Raw genomic sequence first — 12516 nt, 5'->3', positions numbered from 1 at the left:
AAATAAGGACTTTCCCGCGGACGTCCAACAATGCCCTTTCCTTTGCACTCAAAATCTTATCAACAATTGCCCTTTTTGGAACCCATTTTCTAAAATTAAATTTATCTTTGAACGCTCAAAAAAATACCCGTATGATGATCTATAAATTCCGAGCTATCTTGGACGCTGAAGACGATATTTTTCGCGATATCGCTATCGAAGACAATGCAACTCTTGAGGATTTACACAATGCTTTAGTCAACGCTTTTGGTTTTGATGGGACAGAGGTTGCCTCGTTTTATACCTGCGACGATACGTGGAACCAAGAGGACGAGATTCCAATGTTTGATACCGGTGACACTCCCGGCGAAATGCGAACGATGGCCGACTTCCAGTTGCAAGACCTCCTGCACGAGGAACAGACCAAAATCATTTATGTTTATGACTTTATCAGCATGTGGACGTTTTTGGTCGAATTGGCTGCGATAGAAGAGCCTGTGCCTGGTGCTACTTATCCTGAATTGCTGTTTTCACACGGAGAAATGCCTGCAGAGGCCTTGGAAAAGCAATTTGAAGCCGATGGGGATTATGAATCGTATAATGATTTTGAGGACGAATTGGATGAGGAGGACATGGACATGTTTGGGGGTGATGATCATTTTGAGGATTATGGGTTTGAGGAAAATTGGAATTAAGCTACTGAGCCGCTGAGTTTCTGAGTAACTGAGCTGTTTTTCCGACAATAAAGCTTAACCGATCACAAATGGTTACATTCGGAAAGTTCACCTTAAGTTGTTGTATCTTGGCAAAAATATGAGCCATGAACACGTATCGAAATTTAATTGTTTGGCAAAAAGCCATGAATTTAGTGACAACAACTTATGAGATTACCCTTGAATTTCCTAAAACGTAGCTGTATTGCTTAACCGATCAAATGCGAAGGTCGGCACTATCAATTCCGTGTAACATTGCTGAAGGTAAGGCTCGAAATAGTAATAAAGATTTTATTCGTTTTTTACGAATTGCTATGGGTTCGCTTTTCGAATTTCAAACCCAACTCGAAATTGCAAAAAATATTGAATATATCAATCAACAACAGTTCCAACGACTTTGGAATTTCAGTACAGAAATTGAAGTAATGTTGGTATCGTTCACCAAAAAAATAAATGTATAATTAATGCTGTGTTCACCAGTCTCAGAAGCCTAGTGGCTCAGCATCTCAGAAGCTAATAACTATGCTCAATCTATTTAACACCCAAATCGACTCCTTATCTATTCACCGTGTAGGCAACAAAAGTCGAAATGAAAATATATTCTTATCGGAGTCTACCTACAGTTTAACCGATGAAATTGTGCCTTTGCTCAAAGAGTTCTTTTTTCGCCCTTTTCGGGAAAAAGAGGAGAATTACTTCCAGTTTGCGCATGATGTCGATTTGGAATACAACGAAATGTTCAATTTAGCCACCGAAGTGTTTACCAACCCTAGCAGTGTGCATGAAGTGTCCAAAAAAATTACGCGGCACCTTTTTGAACAGTCGAATCATCCACACATCAAGAATGGGGAAGTGTATGTGACTTATTTGACCAACATTTCCATCGACAATCAAACTGTGGATGCTCTAGGGGTGTTTAAAAGCGAATTACGGACTGATTTCTTACAATTTGAAGAACGCGGTAGTAATTTGGAAATGATCCTTCAGGAAGGGATTAATCTCAATAAATTGGACAAGGGTTGCTTAATTTTTAACTATAAAAAAGAGGAGGGATACAAAATCCTCACGGTGGATAGCAACCGCTATGACGCGCGGTACTGGCTGGAACACTTTTTATCGGTCGATGCCTTTCAAGATGAAAATTACATGACAAAAAAATATTTGAAGTTTTGTCAAGAGTTCGCCAAAGAAGTGGTTTTCCCTGCCGAGGATAAAAAAGAAGAGGTGCTGTTCATGAATCGTGCTGTCAATCACTTTGCCAAAAACGATACATTTGAGGAGACCAAGTTCTTGAATGAGGTCATTGAAAACCCCGATTTAATTCCCGAATTCAAGAGTTTCAAAGCCGATCGTGGAGAGAAGTATAGCATTGAAGACGTGACTTCCTTTCCGATTGCCAATGCCGCGGTTTCTGACGCAAGACGTTCGATAAAAAATGTGATCAATTTGGACACTAACATCCAAATCAAATTGGATTTTGTCAACCCCGACAGTGCCGAAAAGTTTGTAGAAAAAGGCTGGGACGAAGAACGCCAAATGTATTACTACTTGGTATATTTCAACAAAGAACAAAAAAGTTAATCCATTTTTTTTCAATATTATGCCCAATAGATCGATGATTTGTTGGGCTTTTTTGTTCTTGAGGGGTTAGTGATTAGTGAATAGGAATTAGTGACTAGTGACTTACGACTGACGACTGTTGACTGACGACTAATGACTTACGACTGATGACTGTTGACTGTTGACTGTTGACTGACGACTGTTGACTGACGACTGTTGACTGACGACTGACGACTGACGACTGTTGACTGTTGACTGTTGACTGACAACTGATGACTGATGACTGATGACTGACAACTGTTGACTGACGACTGCCTTCTTTTTCATACCTTTGCCCGAAATTCATCTACCATGACCACTTTCGAAACGTTGCAATTGCCCAAAGCGCTCCAAAAAGCGATTGACGAAATGGGACTTACCCAACCTACTCCCATACAGCAACGAGCGTTTCCGGTGATTAGTTCGGGAAGGGATGTCATCGGAATTGCGCAAACCGGGACGGGAAAAACATTGGCCTACCTCCTACCTGTTTTGAAACCGTGGAAATTTATGGCTTCTGAAACCCCTCGTGTCGTGATCCTTGTTCCTACCCGCGAACTTGTGGTACAAATTACCGAGGTGGTGACCCAACTTACCCAGTACATGTCCATTCGCACGCTTGGCGTTTATGGAGGCGTAAACATCAACACCCAAAAGAAAGCTGTTTATGAGGGCGTAGATATTTTGATAGGTACTCCGGGACGTATTATGGATTTGGCCCTAGACAATGTAGTGCGATTTGATACGTTACAAAAACTCATTATCGATGAATTTGATGAAATTCTAAACTTAGGTTTCCGTGCTCAAGTAACAGCCATCCTTTCGATGATGCGTCAAAAACGCCAAAACATTCTCTTTTCAGCGACCATGACCGATGAAGTAGATGCCATGTTGGACGAGTATTTTGATTTCCCCGAAGAAGTTAGTTTGGCCCCCTCGGGAACCCCCTTAGAAAAAATTGAACAATATGTTTACCGAGTGCCCAACTTTTTGACCAAACTAAATCTGCTCAAACAGTTGTTGCACAGCGACCCTTCGATGGAACGCATACTAATTTTTGCCAACAACAAAAAGTCCGTTGACTTGATTGCGCAAGCGTTGGAACCCGATTTCCCTGAACAATTGGGCTTTATCCATTCCAATAAATCGCAAAACTACCGACTGAACACCATGGCTTCTTTTCAAAAAGGCGAGCTTCGTGGGTTGGTCACTACCGATGTAATGGCGCGGGGATTGGACATATCCGACATTACCCACGTCATCAATTTTGAAATGACCGAAAGTCCCGAACAATACATCCACCGTATCGGACGAACGGGACGGGCCGACAAATCGGGTATTGCGATTAGTTTCATCAGTCCGCGTGAAGAGGAAATCCAACTTGAAGCAGAAATGCTCATGGAAAAAGAACTCACACTTCTTCCCTTTCCCGAGGAAATTGAAGTGGTCAACCGACTGTTGGAATTTGAAAAAGACAAAAAGAAAATCAAGTTTCTTCTCAAACGACCCAAACTCGAAGGAGGCACTGCTTTTCAAGAGAAAAAAGATAAAAACAAGAAAGTAAATTTAGGAGGACCCGGCAAACGTAAACCGCGAAAAACAGCCCCACGCAACCGAGCTGTTGAGCGTAAAAGGAATGAAAAACGCAAAAAAGGATAAGCGCTAAATTCCCGTTAAAGGCTTCTTACATCGGTTATTTTTGTTATTTTTGAAACCACAAACGTAAGTCCGACAATGCAATTTAAACACCCGGAAGTTCTCTATTTTCTCTCCCTTTTGGTGCTCCCGATTTTGGTGCATTTGTTTCAATTGCGGCGATTTAAAACGCAATACTTTACTAACGTTCGATTCCTCAAAGAATTAGTTGTACAAACCCGAAAAAGTTCGACCCTCAAAAAATACTTACTTCTTGCCACCCGCCTATTACTGCTTACTTTTTTAATCCTTGCCTTTGCGCAACCTTTTTGGGAAGCCAAAGAAGCAAAAAATGCAAAAAACGAACTCTACATTATTTTAGACAATTCGTTTTCCATGCAAGCCAAAGGCAAAAAAGGGGAATTGCTCAAACGTGCCGTGCAAGACATTTTGGCGGAAGCCCCTGAGAGTGCCAACTTTTCGCTCCTCACCAACACTGAGAGTTTTTGGAATACCGATATCAAGTCGATTCAACGAGAACTGCAAAACCTTTCCTACAGCGCTACACCTTTTGAACCGGAACGATTGATTGCCCAAGTTCGCGCCCACCGTTCTGCTTTTCGCAAAGATATCGTAGTAATCTCCGACGGTGTGGGTACCCGTGCCGAAGCCTTGGGAGTTTTGAACAATGACGAAAAAGGGTATTACATTCCGGTACAAGCTGAAAAAACGCAAAACATCGCCATTGACAGTGTCTACCTCGATCAAACACTCGATCAATTTTATGAAATCGAAGTGGCAGTGCGCTCGTATGGAGCCACTTCCGAAGCGATACCGGTGGCCTTGTACGACGGTAAAAAATTGGTAGCCAAAACTTTAGTTACCTTCAATGAACCACGTCAAACCCTGAAATTTACGCTTCCAAAAACCGAGTTTAACGGGTATGTCTCGCTCAACGACAACAGTTTGGAGTACGATAACACCTATTATTTTTCACTCTCAAAACCCGAAAAAAGTAGGGTCATGAGTATTAGCGAAACGGCGCCCGCAGCTTTTCTAACTAAAATTTATACCCCAGACGAATTTGAATTCACGGCCACAACCCTAGCGACCTTACCCTATGCGCTTCTAGAAAAACAAGACGCCATTGTTCTCAACGAAATTGCAACTTTACCTGCATCACTGCAAACTACCTTAAAAGCTTTTGTTGCACAGGGTGGAAATCTGATTCTTATTCCTGCCCCCGAGACCAATGTTAGTTCGTACAACGCCTTACTCAATGCCCTCGGTGGCGGATATGTGTATCAAGATTGGAAAGTGACCGATCGATTGGTGACCAAAATCAATTTTAATCACCCCTTGTATGCGGGAGTTTTTGAAAAGAAAACGGAGAATTTTCAATACCCAACCTCCAAAGCGGGCTACTCGGTACAAACCTCTTTTCCAACCGTTTTGGAATGCAATGATCAGCGGCCTTTTTTGAGTGCCGTAACCCGTGGGGGGGGAACGATTTATTGTTTTGCTGCGCCCCTTCGTCAGGAATGGGGTAACTTTAAAAACTCACCGTACTTGATTGTGCCCACGCTATACAACATGGCCTTCAATAGTCAAAATACAGGAGTCAAAGCCTCTACCATTGGAAGCAGTCGCCCCTACATTGCTGCGGTTTCGCTCGGTGCCGATGAAATTGTATCCTTACAAAAAGGGGAAACCGAAGTCATTCCCGAACAGCAAAGACTTTACAATCAGGTGAAACTTACTTTTTCGACCCAACCGCAACAAGCAGGCAATTACACGCTTTTACGCAAAAAAGAAGCTGTCGATCAATTGAGTTTCAACTACCCTCGAACAGAAAGCGACCTACAAGCGGTGCCCTCCAATTGGATGGCGGAATGGGAGGAAATAACAGCTACCGACCAATTGTTTGATACCTTACAAGCGGATCGAAGCGATACTGTGATATGGAAATGGTGTATTCTTTTAGCCTTACTTTTCTTGCTAATCGAAATTGCCATTCAAAAAATAATGCGATAAACAACACACAACAACTATGACTACGGTACTTAAATCGGTAACAATTGTAGACCCCAAAGGGGCGCACCACAACCAATGTGTCGATATTCACCTTGAAGAAGGTTTGATTCAGGCTGTAGGCGAAAATCTGGCGCTCCCGCAAGACGCTCAGGTCATCGAACTGCCCAATGCCTTTGTATCGCCGGGTTGGTTTGACACCTCGGTCGTTTTGGGTGAACCCGGATATGAAGCCGCTGAAACCATCGCCAATGGTTTGCACACTGCAGCTAGCTCAGGATTTACTGAAATCATGGTACAACCGCACACGCTCCCTGTAGCCGACAATGCCGCCGTTATTCATTTGTTGCATCAAAAAGCCTTGGGACAGGCAACTGCCATTCACCCGATTGGGGCACTCACAATGGGTAGTGCTGGACAAGCATTGGCCGAACTGTACGATATGCAACAAGCGGGAGCCATAGCTTTTGGAGATTATAAAAAAAGTATGAAAAATGCCAATCTGTTCAAGATTGCACTTCAATATGTACAGGATTTCAAGGGTCGGGTGCTTGCCTATAGTGAAGACGAAAACCTCCGCGGAAATGGGGTGGTTAATGAAGGTAGTACTGCAACACGACTCGGACTTAAGGGAATTCCAGGTTTGGCAGAAGAATTACAGGTGGCCCGCAATTTATTTTTATTGGAATATACCGGCGGTGCTATACATATCCCTACCCTTTCGACGGCCAAATCGGTGGCACTTGTTCGTGAGGCTAAAGCACGGGGATTAAATGTTACTTGTAGTGTGGCTGTCGCGCATTTAGTTCTTACCGATGCCGTTTTGGAATCGTTTGACACCCGCTATAAACTTTCCCCTCCCCTACGCACGGCACAGGATCGAGAAGCGTTGTGGGAAGGGCTACGCGATAATACCATCGACTGTATCACGACAGACCATCATCCGGTAGCTATTGAAGGTAAAAAAGTAGAATTTGACTTAGCCCTTGATGGGTCAATCGGATTAGAATCGGCGTGGGGTGCGCTCGCAGCTGTTCTTCCGATGGATTTGATTATAGAAAAACTGACTGCGGGTCGAGCGATTTTTGGACTACCTCCGGCGGTAATTGCGCCAGGTGCTGCTGTGAATCTTACGCTATTTACCACAGCAGAAACGGGAACGTTTACCGCAGATCAAATTCGCTCAACCTCCAAAAATGCTGCTTTACTCGGTCAACCCACCCGTGGAAAAGTACTGGGTATCGCCCGTGAAAAACATCTTATAATCAATTAATTATGGACACAACAACCATCAAAGAAGGCAAATCAATGGCTATCTTGAGTTATGTGCTCATCATTGGCCCGCTTATCGCATTATCCATCAATGCCGACAAAAAAAATCCCTATACTTCGTTTCATTTGCGCCAAGGGTTGGGACTCACAGCAACATTTCTGTTGATTGGACTCACGATGAGTAGTTATTTCAACCGTTCACAATTACCCCCTGAAACGAGTTTCAACATCGCTTTTCCCTTTTGGATTTTTATAAGTATCCTTACCTTTTACGGCATGTTCACAGCAGTTATGGGGTATACCCGTCCCATTCCTTTGTTGGGATCTTTTTTTCAAAAATGGTTGAAACGGTTGTAACAATCTGACGTTTTTAGGACAAATGAGGTAATCAGAAACCTCATGAAAGCAAAACCCTTTACGATTACCCCATTTCTTTTTGTCCTCTTCAGTCTTTTTAGTTATGGTTTTCGTGCTCAAGCGCAAACCGGAAATGTCAAAGGAAGAGTTCGTTCGGAGAAAGAAACAGCCCTTTATGCCGCCTCTGTCGCTCTATTTGATACCGACAACAAACTAGTCAAAGCCGTTTTAACCGATGCCGAAGGCGCCTTTACCATTTCGCGATTGCGTCCTGGAACATATACTTTAAAGGTCTCCTCTGTAGGGTTTGAAGACCAAATTCTCAAAGGACTGCTTATCACGGAAAGCGAATTAATTTTGGAACCCATCCGTCTGAAAGAAAGCGCTGTTCAGTTGAACGAAGTCGTCATCAAAAAAGAAAAACCACTGGTTCAAGTCTTGGCCGATAAAACGGTTTTCAATGTCGAAAATACGATTAATGCAACAGGGAATACTGGTTTTGAATTGTTGCGCAAAGCACCGGGTGTTGTAGTCGACAACAACGATAATGTTGTGGTTGAAGGCAAAAGTGGTGTTCTTTTTTACATCGATGGAAAACAATCGTTTTTGAGTGGCGCCGATATGACCAATTTTTTAAAAACGATCCAATCCACAGATATTGAATCGATTGAGATCATTACCCAACCGTCTTCCAAATACGATGCTGCCGGAAATGCAGGTATTGTCAATATCAAATTGAAAAAAAATAAAAACTTTGGGACGAACGGTACGGTCACTTCGGGGTACAATATTGGGCGCTTTGGTACGTCGGTGAATTCGATATCTTTAAACAACCGCAGTAAAAAATTTAACACCTACCTCAACTATAGCAACCGATTTGGAAAGAGTTACAACTTTATGGAGTTTGAACGCCAACAAAACGGTCGGATTTTTAATTCCGATACGAAAACGGATTACATGACCAATGCCAACAACGTGAAAATGGGACTTGATTACACCCACAATCGTCGTCATTCATTTGGCCTTGTTCTCACGGGGAACTTTAATAATGCCTATGGAGATGGCCGATCTCGAACTCCTATTCGCCCGCAAACTTCCAATGTTATCGATAGCGTTTTGGTAGCGCAAAACAAGGCGCATAACAAAAATTATAACTTGTATGCCAACGTAAATTACCGATTTCAAGATACCACAGGGGTTTCGTTAACCACCGATTTGGATGTTGGGCGGTACAACTCAGATCGCGATACTTTTTTACCCAACTTTTATTTGGACCCCACCGAAATAACCGTATTAAGTGCCATCATCAACAGCCAATACACTCCTGTTATCATTGATATTGCCGCATTTAAATCCGATTATGAACAGCGATTGGGTAAAGGAAAATTGGGACTGGGAATGAAGACTTCGTTAGTATCCACAGAAAACACCTTTGATGTTTTTAATTATCCCGCAGGACAACCCGTTTTCAATACCACTTTGAGTAATCGCTTTACCTATAAAGAAAATGTAAATGCGGTGTATGTGAATTATAACCGTATGGTGAAGAAGTTCAATTTTCAATTGGGACTCCGCGTTGAAAACACACATTCCGATGGTGAATTGAGCAGTTTACAGCAAAACAACGATGCGCGGGTAAAACGAAAATATACCGATTTTTTCCCCAGTGGAGGAATCACGTTTGCGCAAAACGAAAGCAATTCGTGGGCACTTACGTACAGTCGCCGTATCGAACGCCCTAGTTACAACGCTTTAAATCCGTTTGAATATCAAATTGATGAATTATCGGTTAGCAAAGGGAATCCTTTTTTGCAACCCCAATACGTGCATAATGTTAAAGCTTCCCACACTTACAAATACAAACTGAACACTTCGTTGAGCTACAGTTATGTCTCTGATTTCTTTGCACAAGTAACCGAAGCAGTGGGACTGAATAAAAGTCGCATGACTACCAAAAATGTGGCCAATCAGGAAACGATAAACTTGGGAATTTCGTACCCATTTAAGGTCAACAATTGGTGGAATGTGTATATGAGTGTCAATGCCTTTCGCAGCCGCTACATTCCCACGGATCCCTCTTTTGTGGGCTTAACGCAGGAAACTTTGAACATTTATGGGCAAAATAATATTACGCTTCCTAAAAAAATCAATTTGGAAATTTCAGGATGGTTTAATTCGCCTTCGGTATGGGGTGGAACCTATCGTACAGCAAGCTTGGGATCCCTTGACATTGCGTTGCAAAAAAAGTTTTTGAAAGATAAATTAAATGTACGTGTGGCCGTTTCCGACGTATTATTTACCTCACCGTGGTCGGGTCGAACCGAGTTTGCCAACGTTATCATCAACGGCCGTGGGGGAAGTGACAGCCGCCAGCTTCGTTTTAACCTCACGTATAATTTTGGAAATGACCAAGTGAAAAGAGCACAAAACCGCAATACCGGAGTAGAAGACGAGAAAAATCGTATTGGGAATTAGTATCTTTGCGCGCAAACAATAGCTATGAACTTACACTACCTTGTTAGAGAACCTCAAACGATTCAATCCGGTCATCCCGTTTTGATTTTACTTCACGGCTACGGAAGCAACGAACAGGATTTATTTTCGTTTGCCACTGAACTGCCAAACGATTATTATGTGATTTCTGTTCGAGCGCCGTATGATCTCATGTACGGAAGTTATGCATGGTATGCCATAAATTTTGACGCCGATGAAAATAAATTTTCAGATGTAGTACAAGCCCGTCAATCGCGGGATCGAATCGCTGATTGTATTGATGAACTTCTTCAGAAATACCCTATTGATCCAAAACAGGTAACCCTCATCGGATTTAGTCAAGGGTGTATTTTGAGTTATGCTGTAGCGGTATCGTATCCCGAAAAAGTACAACGTGTTGTAGGGATGAGTGGGTATTTTAACCGAGACATTGCTGTGGAAGGATTTGAAGGCAAAGCGTTAGACACTTTACAAGTCTTTGCTTCTCATGGCAGTGTGGATCAGGTAATTCCTGTCGATTGGGCCCGAAAAGCAGTGCCGCAATTGGAGGATTTGGGGATTTCAGTTACCTACAAAGAGTATCCTGTAGGGCATGGGGTGTCACCACAAAACTTTTTTGATTTTAGAAACTGGCTAGAAACTACGCGTTAATTACTCGGCTTCTGGATCGGCACTACCCGTCACCTTTTGCCCGATTTCACCATCACCTGCATACAAAGTCGTTTCCCCTTTTTTAAAGATAAACCCTTTCCAGGCGACCAATTGGTAGTCGTTTTTCACCCATGGACTGCCCTCGCTAGCACGCGTAAGCACCATGGATTCTTGGTTGGGTAAAAAGACTTCCGCTTGCTTACGGTCTTCGCTAAACAAAACATAAGCCGCTAGAGTTTCATCTTCCGTATTGGCTTGATCTACGGGATTTAATTGCAATCCCGTGAACATCCGGACACATTCTTTGTTTAGTTTCGACCACGTATATCCCGCTGAAGCTAAACAACCGTTTTCGTCTTTATCTGAACCCGTAATGGTAGAATCCTTGACTTGCCCTTGCGCTGCGGTTGCCTCCTCCGATTGGGGTTTGCAAGCACCGACAAGCAACAATAGCAGGAGTGAAAAAAAAGATGTTTTCATGCTGAAAATTAAACGTTAGTATTCCTCTTTGGGATAAATGTAGCTGTCCATGGTTTGGAAGGTAGCTTTTCCTTTATCATCGACAAAATATTTGATCATCACATCACCCCAATACGTTCCATCGCTATAATTGGCAATAATCCAGCGGTGGTTGAGGACTTTCATGGAATTAATAATGAATTTTTGTTCCCCTAATTTCTCTTGTCCCGTATACGGATTCCCCTCCGGTTTGTCGTTGAAACTCAATAACTGTTCCTTGATGGAAGGTTCTAACTTTTTTACATCAAAATTGGCAAAATAGTTTTGCGCATACTCGTTTTTTTGCAACGAAAAGGAATCGGCATTGGCCAACTGTTGCGAAAGTTGTGCAATACTATCGCTTTTCGCCTTTAAGTCAGCCGTTGCTTTCTTTTGTTGCATTTGAACCTGCTTGCTGTAATACACATAAGTAAACGAAGCCAAAAGTGCAGCGATGATAAATAAATAAAGATAAAGTTGTCGTGCCATGATTATTCGAGTGTTAAAACTAGGTTATCGTACGCCAAAAAAACCGTAGATGGGAGCGTTTTTTCCCGTTCTGCGTGAAAGCCCATGTGGTGACTAATATGCGTTAAATAGGCTTGCTCTGGTTGTACCAAATTTACAAAATCTAATGCTTCCTGCAAATTGAAATGCGTATCATGAGGCGCTTCCCGTAAGGCATTCACCACCAATACTTTCAGCCCTTTCAGCTTATCCAATTCGGCTGTTTCAATGGTTTTAACGTCGGTCAAATACGCGAAATCACCTATCCGAAATCCCAAAACTGGTAAATCGCCATGCCAAACCCGTATAGGCTGAATCGTAACCCCACCGATAGAAAAAGGCGCGTCAGCCTCAATGGGATGCACGTGTACCGCGGGGGCTCCTGGATAGCGATTTTCAGTTGCAAAAATATAGCCATAGCGTTGCCTCAAATTGGCAATAACGCGAGATTCGGCATAAACAGGCATCGGACCGTATTGAAAATTAAACGGGCGAATGTCATCCAAACCCGCAGTATGATCGGCGTGCTCATGGGTAAAAAGCAAGCCATCAATGCGGGTACATCCTGACGATAGCATTTGCTGCCGAAAATCGGGTCCACAATCGACTACGAGGGATTGCCCCTCAACTTCCACCCAAATAGAAACCCGTAGTCGCTTGTCGCGAGAGTCTTGACTTAAGCAAACGGGATGGTCACTTCCGATGACGGGAATACCCTGTGAAGTACCGGTTCCTAGAAAATGAATTTTCATGTAGCACGATTTTTGTGGTAAGCGAGAAA

Annotated in this window: 12 protein-coding genes; 9 read left to right on the top strand and 3 right to left on the bottom strand. The window is 42.8% G+C overall.

All coding sequences use genetic code 11. The features are described from left to right. The first annotated feature begins 134 nt into the window (after positions 1-134). The 9 genes from BUC17_RS07020 to BUC17_RS06980 all read left to right on the top strand — a co-directional run bounded on the left by BUC17_RS07020 (position 135) and on the right by BUC17_RS06980 (position 10730). Positions 135-674, top strand: coding sequence for an IS1096 element passenger TnpR family protein (locus BUC17_RS07020; protein WP_073362946.1), 540 nt, complete (start codon positions 135-137; stop codon positions 672-674). Positions 675-892: 218 nt separating this feature from the next. Then, positions 893-1153 (top strand): four helix bundle protein, encoded by a 261-nt coding sequence (locus BUC17_RS07015; protein ID WP_449403959.1) that lies wholly within the window; start codon positions 893-895, stop codon positions 1151-1153. Positions 1154-1214: 61 nt separating this feature from the next. After that, positions 1215-2273, top strand: coding sequence for a nucleoid-associated protein (locus BUC17_RS07010; protein WP_073362894.1), 1059 nt, complete (start codon positions 1215-1217; stop codon positions 2271-2273). A 330-nt stretch (positions 2274-2603) separates the two neighbouring features. Next, the gene (locus BUC17_RS07005) at positions 2604-3950 is read left to right on the top strand and encodes a DEAD/DEAH box helicase (protein ID WP_073362892.1); all 1347 of its coding nucleotides are present in this window, start codon (positions 2604-2606) and stop codon (positions 3948-3950) included. A 75-nt stretch (positions 3951-4025) separates the two neighbouring features. Then, positions 4026-5960: a BatA domain-containing protein gene (locus tag BUC17_RS07000; RefSeq protein ID WP_073362891.1), complete on the top strand. Its 1935-nt coding sequence runs from the start codon at positions 4026-4028 to the stop codon at positions 5958-5960. A gap of 16 nt (positions 5961-5976) precedes the next feature. Further along, positions 5977-7230, top strand: a complete 1254-nt coding sequence (locus BUC17_RS06995) for a dihydroorotase (RefSeq protein ID WP_073362890.1) — start codon at positions 5977-5979, stop codon at positions 7228-7230. Positions 7231-7232: 2 nt separating this feature from the next. Beyond that, the gene (locus BUC17_RS06990) at positions 7233-7586 is read left to right on the top strand and encodes a hypothetical protein (protein WP_073362889.1); all 354 of its coding nucleotides are present in this window, start codon (positions 7233-7235) and stop codon (positions 7584-7586) included. A 42-nt stretch (positions 7587-7628) separates the two neighbouring features. Next, positions 7629-10061: an outer membrane beta-barrel family protein gene (locus tag BUC17_RS06985; RefSeq protein WP_083544788.1), complete on the top strand. Its 2433-nt coding sequence runs from the start codon at positions 7629-7631 to the stop codon at positions 10059-10061. 24 nt (positions 10062-10085) lie between these two features. Beyond that, positions 10086-10730 (top strand): alpha/beta hydrolase, encoded by a 645-nt coding sequence (locus BUC17_RS06980; RefSeq protein WP_073362888.1) that lies wholly within the window; start codon positions 10086-10088, stop codon positions 10728-10730. Here the strand turns inward: BUC17_RS06980 and BUC17_RS06975 are convergent, their stop codons facing one another. Genes BUC17_RS06975 through BUC17_RS06965 form a run of 3 tightly spaced genes read right to left on the bottom strand, consistent with a single transcriptional unit; the run spans position 10731 to position 12487 of the window. Further along, positions 10731-11210: a hypothetical protein gene (locus tag BUC17_RS06975; protein ID WP_073362887.1), complete on the bottom strand. Its 480-nt coding sequence runs from the start codon at positions 11208-11210 to the stop codon at positions 10731-10733. It lies immediately after the preceding gene. Positions 11211-11225: 15 nt separating this feature from the next. Then, positions 11226-11717, bottom strand: coding sequence for a hypothetical protein (locus BUC17_RS06970; RefSeq protein WP_073362886.1), 492 nt, complete (start codon positions 11715-11717; stop codon positions 11226-11228). Between the two features lie 2 nt (positions 11718-11719). Continuing rightward, positions 11720-12487, bottom strand: coding sequence for an MBL fold metallo-hydrolase (locus BUC17_RS06965; protein ID WP_073362884.1), 768 nt, complete (start codon positions 12485-12487; stop codon positions 11720-11722). Between the last annotated feature and the right edge of the window lie 29 nt (positions 12488-12516).

Origin of the sequence: Flavobacterium fontis (genome assembly GCF_900129405.1) — a bacterium.
Classification (GTDB): Bacteria; Bacteroidota; Bacteroidia; order Flavobacteriales; family Flavobacteriaceae; genus Flavobacterium; species Flavobacterium fontis.
The sequence above is the reverse complement of the archived record's forward strand: the minus strand, read 5'-3'. Positions and strand labels throughout refer to the sequence as shown.